Source organism: Pseudomonas sp. MWU318, assembly GCF_016756945.1.
Taxonomy (GTDB): domain Bacteria; phylum Pseudomonadota; class Gammaproteobacteria; order Pseudomonadales; family Pseudomonadaceae; genus Aquipseudomonas; species Aquipseudomonas putida_A.
In genome coordinates this window covers 246,728-261,885 of sequence record NZ_JAESJL010000010.1, presented here as the reverse complement: position 1 = coordinate 261,885, position 15,158 = coordinate 246,728, and the positions used below count along the sequence as shown (strand labels likewise).

Below are 15,158 nucleotides of genomic sequence, written 5' to 3'. Positions count from 1 at the left end.
ACGCGGCGTTCTTGCAGACGATCCGAGCCACCTTCGGCCACGCGGCGTTCTTGCAGACGATCAGAACCACCTTCCGCCAAACGGCTTTCAATCAGCTTGTCCGAGCCGCCTTCAGCGACCAGGGTATGAGCGGGTGTTGCTGCAAAAGCGTTGACTGCAAGTACCGAGAAAGCGATGCCGAGGATGGTTTGGCGTTTCATGATCGTGTGCTCCGGGGTGTATTGGGTTGGTATGGAGCCGATGTTACGCCGCGGATTTTTTATGAGAACTTCATTGACGTGATGGTGACTATCGACGCCAGCGATGTGTGCCGCAACTGCTGATCTAGAGCTTCTGTGCCCGAATGCACAGCTCTCCGGTGGCGCGGATCAGGGCCAGATCATGCAGTGCATCGTGGGTCAGACCCTGCCGGGCCTTGGCCAGCCAGACCGGGCAATTCGGGTCGTGGCGATGCGGCGCGAAGTCGGCGTACTGTTGCAGCAGGCGGGTTTGCAGCTCGTCCAGGCGTGGGCGAATCTGCTTCGCCAGATCCGGTCGCGGGGTGTCCGGCGCCGCACCGGCCGCCTGCCATTGCGCGAGCAATCCGTACTGCACCAGTTTGTTCGCCTCCATTTGTGCAGCGATCAATTGGGCCACGTCTTCGGGGTCGAGCTGGTGTTCGGTCGCCAGGGTGCGGGCATTGGTGATGACCTGGGCTTCGCGCGGGCTGTCCTGAATCGGCTTGCCGCTGTCCCATTTGGTCAGCGCCACCAGGTCGCCGATGGTCAGGCGCTCATTCAAGGTTGTCAGCAAGGGACGCAATGATTCGGCGGGGGCAGTGGCTTCGGCGGCGCCAGCAAGGTGGCTGAAAACCACCAGCAGGGAACAGGTCAGGGCATTTCGCAACAGGGTCATGGGCAGGTGCGTTCCACGGAAAATAGTGCCGACATTTAAGCCTTGAGCAGAGGCGATGTCGACCGACTTTAACCCGTCCATCTAGCGTAATATCCATCGCATCTCCCACCCCGAGACGGATCCTCAATGCAAACCCCTGCCACCAGCAAACCCCTCTGGCAAACCTACCTGCTGTTCCTCGCGCCGATGGTGCTGTCCAACTTCCTGCAATCGATGTCGGGCACGGTCAACAGCATCTACATCGGGCAAATGCTCGGTACGCAGGCGCTGGCGGCGGTGTCGGGGATGTTTCCGATCATCTTTTTCTTCATCGCCCTGGTGATTGGCCTGGGCGCGGGCGCCGGGGTGTTGATCGGCCAGGCGTGGGGCGCACGTGAGGCGCACATGGTCAAGGCGATCGCCGGGGCAACGCTGTTGCTGGGGGTGTTGATCGGCTTGCTCGCGGCGGTGTTGGGCAGCGTGTTTGCACGACAGGCCTTGCAAGGGCTGGGGACGCCGGCGGATGTGCTGGACGATGCGGTGGCGTATGCGCACGTGATGATGTGGATTCTGCCGTCGATGCTGGTGTTTGTGCTGTTCACGCAATTGCTGCGCGGGGTCAGCGACACCGTGTCGCCACTGTTGGCGCTGATCGTGTCGACCTCGGTCGGGCTGGCGCTGACCCCGGCGTTGATCCGTGGCTGGTTCGGTTTGCCCCAGCTGGGCATCCAGAGCGCTGCCTTCGCCGGTCTTGCCGGTAACCTGTCGGCAATGGCGTGGCTGGCCTGGCGGCTGATTCGCAAGCACCATCCGCTGGCGCCGGACCGCGAGTTCTTCGCGGCACTGCGGCTGGATGCGGCGATCCTCGGCAAGGTGCTGCGCATCGGCCTGCCGACCGGGGTGCAGATGATCGTGTTGTCGCTGTCAGAGCTGGTGATTCTGGCGCTGGTCAACCAGCACGGCTCGCAGGCGACGGCGGCCTATGGCGCGGTGACGCAGATCGTCAACTACGTGCAGTTTCCGGCGCTGTCGATTGCCATCACCGCGTCGATCCTTGGCGCCCAGGCTATCGGTGCCGGGCAGCTGCAGCGTCTGGGAGCGATCCTGCGCACCGGGCTGTTGATCAACGTGTGCCTCACCGGTGGCCTGATCGTGCTCGGTTACCTGTTGTCGCACTGGTTGCTGGGATTGTTTCTGACCGAAGATTCGACCCGGGCGATGGCTGAGCACTTGCTGCACATCATGCTGTGGAGCCTGCTGGTGTTTGGCTTCCAGGCGATCATCGGCGGCATCATGCGCGCCAGCGGAACGGTGCTGGTGCCAGTCGTTATCGCGATTGTCTGCGTGGTCGGCGTGCAGTTGCCGGCGGCTTACTGGCTGGACGGTCAGTACGGTTTGCAGGGGGTGTGGATGGCGTTTCCGGTGGCATATCTGGGCATGCTGGTGTTGCAGACGCTGTATTACAAACTGGTCTGGCAGCATCAGAAGATCGAGCGGCTGGTCTGACGGGATTAAGACAGGGCCATCCTTTGGGGCGGCCCTTTTTTGTCTCGCTGGCATTGTCGACCAAAGCATCGTAGCTTACCCGCCATAACGATAAGGACGCTTGAGGGTATCGATGGGAGCTTTTCGTCTGTTGCTGGCCGTTCTGGTCGCCGTTTCTCATATGGGCAAAACAGTTGCAGGGTTCAACCCGGGAGTGGTCGCGGTCATCTCCTTTCTGATCATCAGCGGTTTTGTCATGACCTCGCTGATCGAGCGCAACTACAGTGCCCCCGGGAAAATCGGGCTGTTCTACATGGACAGGGCCTTGCGGTTGTACCCGCAGTTCCTGTTCTACTTCGTCCTCTCTTGCACGGTGATCCATTTCCTTCTGCCCGGTACCCCTCAGGCGGCGGAACTGACGCTTAAAACAATCGCCAGCAGCGTGCTAATGCTGCCGCTCGGCTTTTACATGTTCGGAGTGGCGGGAACCGAAATCGTCCCCCCGGCCTGGTCGCTCGGCCTGGAGATGTGTTTCTACCTGGTGATCCCGTTCCTGCTGATTTTCAAGCTGCGGGGCGCTGCATTTGTGCTCTCGGTCGGCATTTTCATGCTGGCGTGTCTGGGTTATCTCAACACCGATATCTACGGTTACCGGTTGCTGCCCGGTGTACTTTTCATCTTCCTGTGCGGCAGTTACCTGTACCGGCCTCAGGCCAAAGGCCTGGCGATCGCCGCCGGTACGGCGGTGCTGGCAGGGTTGCTCTTCGTCGCGATCATGGCAGGGCTGATCGAACGTCGCCCGTTCAACGCGGAGGTGACCCTGGGTATCGCGTTGGGCATCCCTGCGGTGTATCTGCTGACTCGATTCAAATATCACCGGGTTGACGAGTTTCTCGGCAACATCAGTTACGGGGTGTTCCTCAATCACTTTGTGGTGATGTACTTTTTGCGCGGTTTCTGGCCGGTTGCCTACGACGCCCAGATCGTGGTGGCGGTGCTGGTGCTGGCCTTTGCGCTGAGCGGAGTTTCCTACTACTGCGTCGAACGCCCGGCGCTGAAGCTGCGTCATCGCCTGCGTCGCGGGCAGCGGCAGAGCGTTCAAACCCAGCGCGCCGAGACGATTGCCTGAGCCAATTCGGCGGACAGATGACATGGCGCAACCGCCGGTTGTTTGCTTAAGTCAATCGAGGCCTCGAAGGTTTGCCCTGTCCGGAGAATCCAATGCGTGCTCGATTCACCGCTGTGGCACTGTTCACCGGCCTGTGCGTCATGACCTGCGCGCAGGCCGCTGAATACAATCGCGTCAACACTACCGCCAGCAAGATAAGCTTCATTTACAAGCAATTCGGCAATCAGGTTTATGGCACCTTCGGCAAGTTCGACGCGACGCTGCAGTTCGACAGCGACAACCTCGCCAACGCCCACACCACGTTGCACATTGACCTGGCCAGCATCAATGCCGGCAGCGACGACGCCAATACCGAGCTGGTAAAGCCGGCGTGGTTCGATACCCAGCGCTTTCCCGAAGCGGTGTTCGTATCCAGCCGGTTTACCCGCGTGGCAGACAATCAATATCTGGTCGCTGGCCAGCTCACCGTCAAAGGCATCACCCGCGAGGTGCAGGTGCCGGTCGAACTGAAACCGGACAGCGCGATCGGCATTTTCGACGGCGAACTGGTGCTCAAGCGCAACGAATTCGGACTTGGTGCGGGGGAGTGGGCGGACACCGTGGTATCCAACGATATTGCCATCACCTTCAAGGTGGTGGCGCCACAACAGTGACGCCACCGCTGGCAATCAATACGCGCGCCAGTGTCCCGGTGCCCAGCGCCACTCACGTCCATCCCAACGATAGTGACCGGCGACCCAGTGATAACCGGGTGCTGGCATGACCGGCACGACTTCAACTGGTGGCGGCGGTCGATGCGGCCGGACCGGCTCGACGATGCAGCCGGACAGGGTAATCGCCGCCAGTGCGACGACGAGCAAGGCTTTAGCGCTTCTGAACATGGGGTGTTCCTTATAGAAGAAGTGTGCAGGTCAATGGCCAATCAGCGCACCCAGCGCCCTTCAACCCAGAACCAGTTCGGCCCGCGTGCCTGCCAGTGCCCCGGCCGCCAGTGCGCACCATGGCGCACCGGTTGCCAGTGGCCGGGCATCCACACATAACCGCGGCCTTCCCAGCGCCAGTGGCCCTGATCCCAGACATAGCCGGGACGCGCGCCGGGCATCACTTCCATGCGCATCGGCGGTGGGGCTTGCTGAACAATCACCACCTGCTGGGCAAACACTGGCGCGCTGGCCAGCGCCGCCAGCGTCATCGGCACCAGCAGCAGGGTTTTTCGCCATTTGAACAGTGAACGCAAAACGCTCATGACAACTCCTCAAGGCCTGCGTGAAAAAGTGAACGCAGTTGAAGAATTGGACGCCAAATCGGTGAAAGATCCGGTCCGCGCAGGATGAAATTTTCTTCAGGTCAACCACCATCCTCCCTGTAGGAGCTGCCGAAGGCTGCGATCTTTTGGTTTTTTAGACACAAGATCAAAAGATCGCAGCCTGCGGCAGCTCCTACATAAAGCGGGCGTCGGGACGGGGTATGATGTCGCGGTTTTCCGCCGGAGTTCAGCTGTCATGTCACGCATCACCCACTACAAATCCCCATGCCCCGAAAGCGTCAACAGCCAGATTCTGCAACTGGTAGTCGATTACCTCACCGACATCAGCGCGGTCGGTCTTGGCCCGAGCAATCTGCTGTACAACGTCTATCAGTACGCGGTCGGCTATGAGGTGCATCTGTATCTGGAGGCGCTGAATGGCGAGAAGGGCACCGAGGTGGAGTTGCTGGTGGCGACGGCCGAGGACGACCCGGAGCGGGTCACCGGTTTCCTCTTGTACCTGCCGGTGCAAGGCGATTGGGAAGCGTGCAGCGTCGCCTACATGGCCGTGCGCGAAGGCTATCGGCGCCAGGGTGTGGCCCGGGCGATGATCGGCGAGATGGTCAGCCGTTATCCGCACGCCGAGCTGACCTGCAGTGTCGGCAAAGTGCCGTACTTCGAGGCGCTGGGTTTCGAGGTGATCGGCGCGCGCGAAACCCAGGTGCTGATGAGCACCCGCCATTACCGCAGCAACGGTCTGCGCGGTTTTATCGATACCACGCCGATCTATCGCTCGCTGGAAGTGCAGCAGATCCACACCTACCTGCTGCAGAAAAACGGCAAGCGCGCGATGCTCGATGCCGAGAAACAGCGGGACCGGCATCTGGATCAGGTCACCCGACACACTGAAGAATTCGTGCGTCAGCGGCTGACGTTGCACTGAGTCAGCGACAAAAAACGGACAAAAAAAGAGCCTCAAGGCTCTTTGATGGGGAGAAGTAGAGCCCATGAGGCTCAAGCTGCGCATGAAACAGGGAACAGGCTTGATTTGGGGTTCAGAACACCCGTTCCCTACGCAGTCGCTCAGGAGTGAAGCGCCTGCGTACCTTCATCATGGGAACGCGCGGGGGCCGACTCAAGTACCGCTAGTCGCACGGGCGGCGGCCCGTTCCACCATCGCGATGATGGTGGCGAACAATTCGTCCTTCGCTTGCGCGGCACTGATTTCAGCGCTGGCGGCAGCATTCGACAACGCCTCGGCGGCACCGAGCATCGCGCGCAAACCGGCCTGGGTGATTTTCCCGCCAGCAGCCAGCGGTTGCAGCACACTGCGGCACTTTTCGAGGAAGATCACCTCGTAATCGCGCTTTATCTTCTCCAGCTCCGGCGTGCTGCCCAGCGCTGCAATCACCCCCGGAATCTCGTTGCCCTGCAACAGGACGCAATCGACGTACGCCGTGGCGATTACCTTGGCGGTATCAATCAGCGTCGGCGGGCAACTATCGATGGCGGCGTCCATCACTGCGGTCTGGCGCGTATCGAAATCCCGGTACAGCGCCGCGAGCAGACCCGAGCGAGTGGTGAAGTGGTCGTAGACCACCGGTTTGGTCACCCCGGCCTTCTCCGCCAGATAACCCAGAGTCAGCGCCTCGGTGCCCTCGGCGCGAATGACCTGCCAGGCGACATCGAGTAACTGGCGATTGCGATCATCGCGCGACAGGCGACGGCGCGGTTGGGCAGGGGAATCGGCTTCGATCATTTCAGTGGTTGACATCGCTAATATACCAAACGTAACTTACTGTTCGTAACTTACCAAGAGTACATAGTCCTTGGTCAGCGCAAACTTACAGGAGAATTCCCATGCGTGCATTGATTGTTGTGGCGCATCACGAGCCGCGTTCGTTGACCCACAGCGTGGCGACGCAGATTGCCCAAGGTTTGACCCGGGCCGATTCGGCCAATACCTATGAGATCGCTGATCTGTACGCCGAGGGGTTTCAGCCGGTGTTCGGCGCGGCGGATTTCGCCGTGCATCACCGTGAAGCGCGGCCGCCAGCCGACGTGCTGGCGCAGCAGGCACGGATTGATCGGGCCGACGCGCTGGTGCTGGTATTCCCGGTGTACTGGTGGTCGATGCCGGCACTGCTCAAGGGCTGGATTGACCGGGTGTTCAGCAATGGTTGGGCGTTTGATTTCGCTGGCGACCTCAAGCATGTGAAAAAACTGCAGCGCCTGCGCGTGCATCTGGTCGGCCTTGCCGGCGCGGATGAGCGCGCCTACGAGCGCCACGGTTACGGGCCGGCGATGAAGGCGCAGATCGAGCACGGGATTTTCGATTACAGCGGGGCAACGGTGGTCAGTTCGACGCTGATGGTGGAATCGGAGGTGCGTGATCCGCAGGAGCATCTGCAGACGGCACGGCACATCGGTGCCCAGATGTTCACCTGAGTCGCACCTCCTGTAAGAGCTACCGAAGGCTGCGATCTTTTGATTTTTTTAAAGCAAGATCAAAAGATCGCAGCGTGCCGCAGCTCCTACAGGTCAGCGGGCGCCGGGCCAGCCAGCCTTGGCGAGGGCGGCGAGCAGCGTTTCTGAATCCAGCCCTTGCACCGCATGTCCATTGCCCTCGGTGCTCTCGCTGGCGAGCAGGGCGTTGATGATCGCTTCTTCGACCGCTTCGGTGGCGGCAAGGAACAGCTCGCTGATGTGGTCGTTGTTGACCATGCGCAAGCCGTCGCAGGTCGGCGCGCCTTTGCCCTCGTAGGCGGCGGGCGGCACGTGATCGTTGCCGGTGGCGAAGGCGATGAAGATGTCGCCGCTGTGGTCTTCGTTGCCACCGCCGCTGCGCGCCAGACCGAGGCTGGCGCGCTGTGCCAGGCGCGTGCATTGATGCGGCAGCAGTGGCGCGTCGGTGGCCAGGCAGACCACGATCGAACCCATGCCCGGATGCGGCAGCGAAGCCCGCAGGAACGGCGAATCCACCTGTTCCATGTAACGGCCCACCGGATAACCGTCGACCCGCAACTCGCTGCGAATGCCGTGGTTGGCCTGGACGATCGCGCCCACCGTCCAGCCGCCCTGAGCGCTGCTCAAACGGCGTGACGCGCTGCCGATGCCGCCCTTGAATTCATGGCAGATCATGCCGCTGCCGCCACCGACGGCGCCTTCTTCAACGGCACCGGCATGCGCAGAATTCATTGCCTCGGCGACATGCTCGGGTTTGACGTGAAAACCGTTGATGTCGTTGAGCAAGCCATCGAAGGTTTCCAGTACCACCGGCATGTTCCAGTAGAGGCGCCCGTCGTCCGGTTGCTGTTGGCGATCCAGCGCAATCAACGCATCGCGCACGACGCCGAGGCTGTGGGTGTTGGTGAAGGCGATGGGACTGGTCAGCAGCCCGGCCTCGCGAATCCACTCAAGGCCGGTGGCATCGCCATTGCCATTGAGCACATGCACCCCGGCGAAACACGGTTGCTGGTTGGTCGAGCCACGACGCGGTTCGATCACCGTGACGCCAGTGCAGATGTCACGTCCGCTGTCGCTGCGACCACGCACGTTACTGTGGCCGACGCGCACGCCGGGGACGTCGGTGATGGCATTGAGCGGGCCGGGTTGCAGTTGGCCGATGCGGATGTTGAGGTCACGGGCACGGGGTTTCATGGTTTGTCTCTCTATAACAAGGCAGAAATGAATGAGCGGGGCTGAACACAAAACCCTGTGGGAGCGTGGCTTGCCCGCGAAGGCGTCCGTCCAGCCAATGCATGTGTTGCCTGACACACCGTCATCGCGGGCAAGCCACGCTCCCACAGGTTTTGTGGTGTCTTTCAGGTGGGATTACTGGCCGTTCTTGACCTTGCTCCACACCCGCGTACGCACGCGTTCGGTGCCTTTGGGCAGCGGTTCCAGGGTGTACAACGTGGCCATCGCCGCGGCCGACGGATACACCGCCGGGTTATCCCGGGTGGCCGCAGCCACCAGTGGCTTCGCGGCGCGGTTGCCGTTGGGGTACGACAGGTGATCACTGACCGGCGCGATCACTTCCGGGCGCAGCAGGTAGTCGATAAACGCCAGACCCTGAGCGCGGTTCGGCGCATCCTTGAGCAGCACCAGCGTGTCGAACCACACTGGCGCGCCTTCCTTGGGCAGGCTGTAGGCGATCTTCACGCCGTTGTTCGCCTGTTCGGCGTTGGTTTTGGCTTCGAGCATCGCCCCGGACCAGCCCACCGCTACGCAGATGTTGCCGTTGGACAGGTCGCTGATGAATTTCGACGAGTTGAAGTAGGCGATGTGCGGGCGCAATTTGAGCAGCAGCGCTTCGGCTTTCTGATAGTCCTCGGGATTGGTGCTGTTGGGCGGCAAGCCCAAGTAGTGCAGGGCGACCGGGAGCATTTCCGATGGCGAGTCGAGCATCGCCACCCCGCACTGGCCGAGCTTGGCGAGGTTCTCTTCCTTGAACACCAGATCCCACGAATCCAGCGGCGCCTTGTCGCCGAGTGCGGCGCGCACTTTGTCGACGTTGTAGCCGATACCGTTGGTGCCCCACAGATACGGCACGGCGTATTGATTGCCGGGATCATTGTTGGCCAGTTTGCTCAGCAGATCGCTGTCCAGATTGTTCCAGCCCGGCAGTTGATCGCGCGGCAGCGGGGCAAGGGCACCGGCCTTGATCAGCGTCGGCAGGCTGAAGTTGCTCGCCACCACCACGTCGTAACCGCTGCGGCTGGTCAGCAGTTTGCCTTCGAGCACTTCGGCGCTGTCGAACGTGTCGTAAACCGGTTGAATGCCGCTGTCGCGCTTGAAGTCAGCCAACGTCGTGGGGCCGATGTAGTCGTACCAGTTGTAGACGTGCACGCTCGGTGCGTCGGCGGCACTGGCGACGGATGCGACGCCAAAACAGGCGAGCAGGCCAAGGTTGATGCCCCGGTTGATATAGCCACGACGACAACGCATGATGCGGCACTCCTGGCCTGCGGCAGGCCGGTGATTGACAGGAGTGCTCAGCCTATCGGGGCGGGCGTGCCTGACCCATTCCCATCATGGGTTACTCAAAAGGGGTAGAGCGTGGACGCGTTGTTGCAGGAGTTGCCGGTGCATCAAAGTCTGGCGCGGGTGTTTGCCGCCGTCGGCCAGGACGCTTTCTGGCGCGCGCTGGTCGACACGCTGCGCCTGCTGGTGCCGCTGGACAACGCGCTGGTGGCGCTGATGAAGGCGGGGCAGGCACCGCAATTGCTGATCGACTTCGACAGCAAGGGCCGCGCCGATGAACAGGAAGAACTGGCCAGCTACAGCGCCGGGATGTACCTGCTCGATCCGTTCTACCAAACCGCCTCGACCGGGATTGTCGATGGTCTGCACAGCCTGGCCTCGGTAGCGCCGGACCAGTTTTTGCACAGCGAGTATTACCAGAGCTACTTTCGCTCGGTGGTCGGTGAGGACGAGTTGCAGTTCATGATCAACATCGAGGGCGGGGTGCTTGGCCTGTCACTCGGGCGCTCGACGACTTTCGATCTGGCCGAGCAGGGTCGTCTGCTGTGTGTGCGCGACTGGGTACTGGCGGCGATGCGCCGTCATGTGCAGCTGTTACCGCCGCAAGGGACCGGCACCGAGCCGGTGGCGGGAGATCTGGCAACGCTGCTTGATCGCTTCGATGCGCGCCTGACCGCCCGTGAGGTCGACACCGCGCGCCTTATCCTGCAGGGTTTCTCCAGCAAGGCCATCGCCCAGCAGATGGGCATTTCGCCGGAGACGGTGAAGGTGCATCGGCGCAATCTCTATCACAAGCTCAATGTGAACGGGCATGGCGAGTTGTTTGCGCTGGTGTTGCGCCCGCCGACTGCCTGATCCACCACAAGTCCCCCTGTAGGAGTGAGCCTGCTCGCGATAGCGGTGTGTCAGTCGAGGCGTTTGAAGACGAGCGCCTTCAGGCCGCTCTCAGGATCAATATCCGGAAATTCCGGCGGATTCTCCAGCCGCTGCTCGAAGCGCAGACTCGGCGCCTCTTGCGTCACGCCATCGATCAAAAAGTCCGAACCGAACGACGGATCATTCATGCACGCCAGCACCGTGCCGTCTGCCGTGAGCAATTCCGGTAAACGACGCAATACGCGCTGGTAATCCTTGGTCAGCAGAAAACTGCCTTTCTGGAACGATGGCGGGTCGATGATCACCAGGTCGTACGGGCCGCTGTTGATCACCTTGCCCCACGACTTGAACAGGTCGTGGCCGAGGAAACTCACCTTGCTCAGGTCATGCCCGTTCAGCCGGTGATTGTCACGACCACGGCTCAGTGCGGCGCGGGACATGTCGAGGTTGACCACATGGCTGGCGCCGCCTTCGATGGCCGCCACGGAAAACCCGCAGGTGTAGGCGAACAGGTTCAGCACGCGTTTGCCTGCAGCCTGCTCACGCACCCAGTTGCGCCCATAGCGCATGTCGAGAAACAGCCCGGCGTTCTGCTTGCGGCCGAGATCGACGCGGTAGTGCAAGCCGCCCTCGACGATGCTCATCTCGTCGATTTCATCCCCCAGCAACCATTCGGCGGTGCTCTGCGGCAGGTAACGATGTTGCACCAGCAACGTGTAGGCGCCGGACTGTTGCCACTCGGCCGAGGTGCTGATGTCGAGCAGCAATTGCTTGAGCGCTTCGAGTTGCTCAGGCACAGGTTCTTTGAACAGTGAGACCAGCACCACGCCTTGCAGCCAGTCCACCGTCAGTTGTTCCAGCCCCGGCCAGCAACGTCCGCGGCCATGGAACAGGCGACGGGTTTCGCTCGGTGCGGCCGCCAGTGCAGGCAACAAGTGGGCGCGGAGGGTGGCGAGGGCTTCAGGGTTCATCAGTCATGGTCAGCAAGCAAAAGGGCCGGCATTTTAACCACAAAACCTGCCTGGCGAACGCCCGTCAGCCAAGGCCATTGACCACTGTTAAGAAAAGACCTGTATCAAAAATGAATTTATACAGGGCGCGCTGCTCATACCAGATAAGCAGCGGATTCGAGCCGCTAAGTCGTTAATGCAATTCAGGGAGTGCCAGTTCATGAGTCCAACACCGACACCGAGCGCGCTCCTTCCTGGCGGGTTGATTCTGGTGGTTGAGGACGACCCGTTGATTCTGGAGTTTCTCTGCGAAATTCTTCAGGAGGAAGGTTTCAAGGTCGAGCCGCAAACCAGCGCGGATGCAGCCAAGCTGTATCTGGAGGAGCACGCGCCGGAAGTCGCGCTGCTGCTCACCGATATCACCATGCCCGGTGAAATCAACGGAGCGGGGCTGGCCAATCTGGTCGGCGAGCGCTGGCCGGACAAGCCAGTGATGGTCATGTCCGGTTATGAAACCCCGGAGACTTCCGGGGTCAAGCATCCGGTGGCGTTTATCAAAAAGCCGTGGGCCATCGGCCAGTTGCTGGATTGTGTCGATAGCGCGTTCAAGTCCAAGGCGCCACGCTTGCATTGAAGCGCCGGGTCGAATCGCCGGGCAAAAATGCTACATTGCCCGGCCAATCCGCCCAGTTCTGTCAAAGGATGCGACCTTTTGTCTGCTCACGATAACGCCTTCGACCGCGCGTTCGGCGCGTTCCTGTTCGACATGGACGGCACCGTCCTCAACTCCATTGCCGCTGCCGAGCGCGTCTGGGCCGCGTGGGCCGAGCGCCACGGGGTTGATGTCGAGAGTTTCCTGCCGACCATCCATGGCGCCCGCGCCATCGACACCATCCGCCGGCTGAATCTGCCGGGAGTGGACGCCGAGGCGCAAGCGGCGTTTATCGCGCAAGCGGAGATCGATGATGTCGAAGGGATCGTGCAGATTCCCGGGGCCGCGGCGTTTCTCGACGCCTTGCCGAGTGAGCGCTGGGCGATGGTGACGTCGGCGCCACGGGATCTGGCGTTGCGGCGAATGGCAGCGGCGGGGATTTGCGAGCCTGCAGTGATGATCACGGCGGAGGATGTGACGGCTGGCAAACCCGATCCGGCGGGTTATCGTCTGGCGGCAAAGCGCCTGGGGCTTGAGGCTGGCGACTGCCTGATTTTCGAAGACGCCACCGTCGGTATCCAGGCCGCCGAAGCTGCCGGAGCGGCGCTGATGATCATCACCACAACGCACCAGCATCCCCTCGAAACCCGCCACGCAACTATCGACAGTTATGAGTCGTTGCGCGTCGTTGTCGACAGCCAAGGCCAACTGCACCTGCAAAAAACCTGATATCACCCATTCCCTGTAGGAGCTGCCGAAGGCTGCGATCTTTTGACCTTGCTTTTGAAAATCAAAGACAAAAGATCGCAGCCTTCGGCAGCTCCTACAGGGGTCAGTAGATTCCCGGAAGCAACCGCCAGCTGCGCGCGCAATAAGCCTCGTACTCAGCACCAAACTGCCCGCGCAGCAGCGCCTCTTCCGAGTGAATGCGCGCGATCAGCGGGATCAACGTCAGCGCCGCCAGAATCAGCCCGATACTGGAACGAAACGCCAGCGCCCAGCCCACGGCATTGACCACCAACCCCAGATAGCTCGGATTGCGCAGGCGCGTGTAGATGCCGTCGGTGACCAACCGATGCCCTGGCTGAATCGCCACCAGGCCGCTGAACCGCCGGCCCAGTAAAAACACCGGCCACAGCCGCAGCGCGCCACCGACGATAAACAGCAAGGCGCCGAGCCAGCGCACGCCTTCCGCGCCGAAGGTCCAGAAGTCGATGCGGTCGCAGTACGCCGGAAGAAAACCGCTGACCAGACCGATCACGCCGAACGCCGGAATCACCCAGCGATTGGCCCGGTCCTCGCGCTCGCCCGAACTCATGTTCACATCGGTGAACAGCGACGCCACCACCATCAGCACCGTGGCCAGCGCCACCAGCACCAGCGCTCCATGCGAGAAGAACGCCGCCGGCCCGCCGATGCCCCACACCGCCAGCCCCAGATAGGCAAGGGTGGCCAGCACTGCGACCACGGTCATTTGCGCAGACATTTTCATGGTTATCTCTTGACTGAGGGCTGACCCTTTCAGTGTAGGACGTCACCACCGGCCATGATGTTGCCATGCGCCTTGCAATGCCGGTGTTTGGTCGGCAACGCCTTCACCCGGCCAATATCACGTCTACGCTGATTCATTCCTTCAAATTGTCCGTGTATTGCCCATCGAAGAGGTGAACCCATGAAAATCGACTTGAGTGGAAAACTGGCCATCGTCAGCGGCAGCACGGGTGGCATTGGTCTGGGCATCAGCCAGTCACTGGCCGAAGCCGGAGCCACGGTGGTGGTGATCGGGCGTGAAACGGCCAAGGTCGAGCAGGCGCTGGCGAGCATTCGCCAGCACGTGCCGGGTGCGCAACTGCGCGGTCTGACGGCCGATCTGGGCACCGCCGAAGGTGCGGAAAAACTGTTGGCCGCCGAACCACGCGCCGACATTCTGGTGAACAACCTCGGCATTTTCGATGCCGTGGATTTCTTCGACACCCCGGACAGTGAGTGGACGCGTTTCTACGAGATCAACGTGATCTCCGGCGTGCGTCTGTCGCGCCATTACGTGCCGGCGATGGTCGAGCAGGGCTGGGGGCGGGTGATTTTCCTGTCTTCGGAATCCGGTGTGGCGACCCCGGCCGACATGCTTAATTACGGCGTGACCAAAAGCGCCAACCTCGCGGTGTCCCATGGCTTGGCCAAGCGTCTGGCGGGCACTGGCGTGACGGTCAATGCGATCCTGCCGGGGCCGACGTTTACCGGTGGCGTGGAACACATGCTCAAGGATGCTGCGGCCGAGTCCGGCCGCAACCTGCGCGAAGAAGCCGACGCTTTCGTGCGCAGGGCGCGGCCGACGTCGATCATCCAGCGGGTGGCCGATGTTGCCGAGGTGGCGCATCTGGTCACGTACATCGCTTCGCCGTTTTCCTCCGCCACCACTGGCGCGGCCTTGCGCGTGGATGGCGGTGTAGTCGACAGTATGGCGATCTGAACCGCGAAGACTCTGGAGAAACGTTTATTTATGGCAACTGCAACAGCAACCATCGACATCCCGGCTTCGGCCGATCAGGTCTGGCAATTGATCGGCGGCTTCAACACGCTGCCGGACTGGCTGCCGTTGATTCCCAAGAGTGAACTGAGCGAAGGCGGACGCGTGCGCACCCTGCAAACCGCCGATGGCAGTGTAGTGATCGAGCGTCTGCAAGCGTTCGACAACGCGGCCAGGACCTACAGCTACTCGATCGAACAGGCACCGTTCCCGGCGACTGACTATCTGGCGACTATCAAGGTCGAAGCCCTGGGGCCGGGCGCCCGAGTGACCTGGTCGGGACGCTTCAACGCCAAGGGCGTGAGTGATGAGGAAGTGGTGGCGCTGTTCAATGGCATCTATCAGGGTGGCCTTGAGGCGCTGCGGGCGAACTATCCGGTTTGACAGACAAAACGCAAAAACTGTGGGAGCGAGCTTGCTCGCGAAGGCGTCGG

18 protein-coding genes and 1 pseudogene are annotated in these 15,158 nt (G+C 61.4%); 10 read left to right on the top strand and 9 right to left on the bottom strand.

Annotation, left to right across the window (positions count from 1 at the left end):
* Together JN524_RS22910 and JN524_RS22905 are read right to left on the bottom strand one after the other, a co-directional pair.
* A pseudogene (locus JN524_RS22910) lies at nucleotides 1-200 on the bottom strand (hypothetical protein); the annotation flags it as partial.
* A 124-nt stretch (nucleotides 201-324) separates the two neighbouring features.
* Nucleotides 325-894 (bottom strand): chorismate mutase, encoded by a 570-nt coding sequence (locus JN524_RS22905; RefSeq protein WP_202370813.1) that lies wholly within the window; start codon nucleotides 892-894, stop codon nucleotides 325-327.
* Between the two features lie 126 nt (nucleotides 895-1,020).
* Here JN524_RS22905 and JN524_RS22900 point away from each other — a divergent pair, with 126 nt between their 5' ends.
* From JN524_RS22900 to JN524_RS22890, 3 genes are all read left to right on the top strand, one after another.
* Nucleotides 1,021-2,379 (top strand): MATE family efflux transporter, encoded by a 1,359-nt coding sequence (locus tag JN524_RS22900; protein WP_202370812.1) that lies wholly within the window; start codon nucleotides 1,021-1,023, stop codon nucleotides 2,377-2,379.
* 112 nt (nucleotides 2,380-2,491) lie between these two features.
* Nucleotides 2,492-3,487 (top strand): acyltransferase family protein, encoded by a 996-nt coding sequence (locus JN524_RS22895; protein WP_202370811.1) that lies wholly within the window; start codon nucleotides 2,492-2,494, stop codon nucleotides 3,485-3,487.
* A gap of 92 nt (nucleotides 3,488-3,579) precedes the next feature.
* Complete coding sequence (locus tag JN524_RS22890) at nucleotides 3,580-4,140, top strand: YceI family protein (RefSeq protein ID WP_202370810.1); 561 nt, start codon at nucleotides 3,580-3,582, stop codon at nucleotides 4,138-4,140.
* Nucleotides 4,141-4,155: 15 nt separating this feature from the next.
* Here the strand turns inward: JN524_RS22890 and JN524_RS22885 are convergent, their stop codons facing one another.
* Entirely contained in the window at nucleotides 4,156-4,368 is a 213-nt protein-coding gene (locus JN524_RS22885; RefSeq protein ID WP_202370809.1) for a YXWGXW repeat-containing protein, read from the bottom strand.
* A 41-nt stretch (nucleotides 4,369-4,409) separates the two neighbouring features.
* The gene (locus JN524_RS22880; RefSeq protein ID WP_047295047.1) at nucleotides 4,410-4,733 is read right to left on the bottom strand and encodes a YXWGXW repeat-containing protein; all 324 of its coding nucleotides are present in this window, start codon (nucleotides 4,731-4,733) and stop codon (nucleotides 4,410-4,412) included.
* Between the two features lie 256 nt (nucleotides 4,734-4,989).
* Here JN524_RS22880 and JN524_RS22875 point away from each other — a divergent pair, with 256 nt between their 5' ends.
* A complete protein-coding gene (locus tag JN524_RS22875; protein WP_202370808.1) occupies nucleotides 4,990-5,676 on the top strand; it encodes a GNAT family N-acetyltransferase in 687 nt (228 codons plus the stop codon).
* Between the two features lie 192 nt (nucleotides 5,677-5,868).
* Here the strand turns inward: JN524_RS22875 and JN524_RS22870 are convergent, their stop codons facing one another.
* Nucleotides 5,869-6,507: a TetR/AcrR family transcriptional regulator gene (locus JN524_RS22870; protein ID WP_202370807.1), complete on the bottom strand. Its 639-nt coding sequence runs from the start codon at nucleotides 6,505-6,507 to the stop codon at nucleotides 5,869-5,871.
* An 86-nt stretch (nucleotides 6,508-6,593) separates the two neighbouring features.
* On the opposite strand from JN524_RS22870, the gene JN524_RS22865 reads away from it, so the two are divergent.
* Nucleotides 6,594-7,181 (top strand): NAD(P)H-dependent oxidoreductase, encoded by a 588-nt coding sequence (locus JN524_RS22865; RefSeq protein WP_202370806.1) that lies wholly within the window; start codon nucleotides 6,594-6,596, stop codon nucleotides 7,179-7,181.
* 93 nt (nucleotides 7,182-7,274) lie between these two features.
* Here the strand turns inward: JN524_RS22865 and JN524_RS22860 are convergent, their stop codons facing one another.
* Complete coding sequence (locus JN524_RS22860; protein ID WP_202370805.1) at nucleotides 7,275-8,393, bottom strand: DmpA family aminopeptidase; 1,119 nt, start codon at nucleotides 8,391-8,393, stop codon at nucleotides 7,275-7,277.
* A 174-nt stretch (nucleotides 8,394-8,567) separates the two neighbouring features.
* Complete coding sequence (locus JN524_RS22855; protein ID WP_202370804.1) at nucleotides 8,568-9,683, bottom strand: polyamine ABC transporter substrate-binding protein; 1,116 nt, start codon at nucleotides 9,681-9,683, stop codon at nucleotides 8,568-8,570.
* Between the two features lie 111 nt (nucleotides 9,684-9,794).
* Here JN524_RS22855 and JN524_RS22850 point away from each other — a divergent pair, with 111 nt between their 5' ends.
* Complete coding sequence (locus tag JN524_RS22850; protein WP_202370803.1) at nucleotides 9,795-10,574, top strand: LuxR C-terminal-related transcriptional regulator; 780 nt, start codon at nucleotides 9,795-9,797, stop codon at nucleotides 10,572-10,574.
* 50 nt (nucleotides 10,575-10,624) lie between these two features.
* Here JN524_RS22850 and JN524_RS22845 read toward each other — a convergent pair whose 3' ends face one another.
* Nucleotides 10,625-11,566 (bottom strand): class I SAM-dependent methyltransferase, encoded by a 942-nt coding sequence (locus JN524_RS22845; RefSeq protein WP_202370802.1) that lies wholly within the window; start codon nucleotides 11,564-11,566, stop codon nucleotides 10,625-10,627.
* Between the two features lie 199 nt (nucleotides 11,567-11,765).
* On the opposite strand from JN524_RS22845, the gene JN524_RS22840 reads away from it, so the two are divergent.
* Nucleotides 11,766-12,179: a response regulator gene (locus JN524_RS22840; RefSeq protein WP_202370801.1), complete on the top strand. Its 414-nt coding sequence runs from the start codon at nucleotides 11,766-11,768 to the stop codon at nucleotides 12,177-12,179.
* A gap of 78 nt (nucleotides 12,180-12,257) precedes the next feature.
* Nucleotides 12,258-12,926, top strand: coding sequence for an HAD-IA family hydrolase (locus JN524_RS22835; RefSeq protein ID WP_202370800.1), 669 nt, complete (start codon nucleotides 12,258-12,260; stop codon nucleotides 12,924-12,926).
* A gap of 103 nt (nucleotides 12,927-13,029) precedes the next feature.
* Here JN524_RS22835 and JN524_RS22830 read toward each other — a convergent pair whose 3' ends face one another.
* Entirely contained in the window at nucleotides 13,030-13,689 is a 660-nt protein-coding gene (locus JN524_RS22830; RefSeq protein WP_202370799.1) for a methyltransferase family protein, read from the bottom strand.
* 180 nt (nucleotides 13,690-13,869) lie between these two features.
* Here JN524_RS22830 and JN524_RS22825 point away from each other — a divergent pair, with 180 nt between their 5' ends.
* Together JN524_RS22825 and JN524_RS22820 are read left to right on the top strand one after the other, a co-directional pair.
* A complete protein-coding gene (locus JN524_RS22825) occupies nucleotides 13,870-14,667 on the top strand; it encodes an SDR family NAD(P)-dependent oxidoreductase (protein ID WP_202370798.1) in 798 nt (265 codons plus the stop codon).
* Between the two features lie 30 nt (nucleotides 14,668-14,697).
* Entirely contained in the window at nucleotides 14,698-15,108 is a 411-nt protein-coding gene (locus JN524_RS22820; protein WP_202370797.1) for an SRPBCC family protein, read from the top strand.
* Nucleotides 15,109-15,158: the final 50 nt, after the last annotated feature.

What these genes read in the sequence shown, in the direction of transcription:
- JN524_RS22905 (WP_202370813.1), bottom strand. Translation starts at nt 894, where the DNA reads ATGACCCTGTTGCGAAATGCCCTGACCTGTTCCCTGCTGGTGGTTTTC.
- JN524_RS22900 (WP_202370812.1), top strand. Translation starts at nt 1,021, where the DNA reads ATGCAAACCCCTGCCACCAGCAAACCCCTCTGGCAAACCTACCTGCTG.
- JN524_RS22895 (WP_202370811.1), top strand. Translation starts at nt 2,492, where the DNA reads ATGGGAGCTTTTCGTCTGTTGCTGGCCGTTCTGGTCGCCGTTTCTCAT.
- JN524_RS22890 (WP_202370810.1), top strand. Translation starts at nt 3,580, where the DNA reads ATGCGTGCTCGATTCACCGCTGTGGCACTGTTCACCGGCCTGTGCGTC.
- JN524_RS22885 (WP_202370809.1), bottom strand. Translation starts at nt 4,368, where the DNA reads ATGTTCAGAAGCGCTAAAGCCTTGCTCGTCGTCGCACTGGCGGCGATT.
- JN524_RS22880 (WP_047295047.1), bottom strand. Translation starts at nt 4,733, where the DNA reads ATGAGCGTTTTGCGTTCACTGTTCAAATGGCGAAAAACCCTGCTGCTG.
- JN524_RS22875 (WP_202370808.1), top strand. Translation starts at nt 4,990, where the DNA reads ATGTCACGCATCACCCACTACAAATCCCCATGCCCCGAAAGCGTCAAC.
- JN524_RS22870 (WP_202370807.1), bottom strand. Translation starts at nt 6,507, where the DNA reads ATGTCAACCACTGAAATGATCGAAGCCGATTCCCCTGCCCAACCGCGC.
- JN524_RS22865 (WP_202370806.1), top strand. Translation starts at nt 6,594, where the DNA reads ATGCGTGCATTGATTGTTGTGGCGCATCACGAGCCGCGTTCGTTGACC.
- JN524_RS22860 (WP_202370805.1), bottom strand. Translation starts at nt 8,393, where the DNA reads ATGAAACCCCGTGCCCGTGACCTCAACATCCGCATCGGCCAACTGCAA.
- JN524_RS22855 (WP_202370804.1), bottom strand. Translation starts at nt 9,683, where the DNA reads ATGCGTTGTCGTCGTGGCTATATCAACCGGGGCATCAACCTTGGCCTG.
- JN524_RS22845 (WP_202370802.1), bottom strand. Translation starts at nt 11,566, where the DNA reads ATGAACCCTGAAGCCCTCGCCACCCTCCGCGCCCACTTGTTGCCTGCA.
- JN524_RS22840 (WP_202370801.1), top strand. Translation starts at nt 11,766, where the DNA reads ATGAGTCCAACACCGACACCGAGCGCGCTCCTTCCTGGCGGGTTGATT.
- JN524_RS22830 (WP_202370799.1), bottom strand. Translation starts at nt 13,689, where the DNA reads ATGAAAATGTCTGCGCAAATGACCGTGGTCGCAGTGCTGGCCACCCTT.
- JN524_RS22825 (WP_202370798.1), top strand. Translation starts at nt 13,870, where the DNA reads ATGAAAATCGACTTGAGTGGAAAACTGGCCATCGTCAGCGGCAGCACG.
- JN524_RS22820 (WP_202370797.1), top strand. Translation starts at nt 14,698, where the DNA reads ATGGCAACTGCAACAGCAACCATCGACATCCCGGCTTCGGCCGATCAG.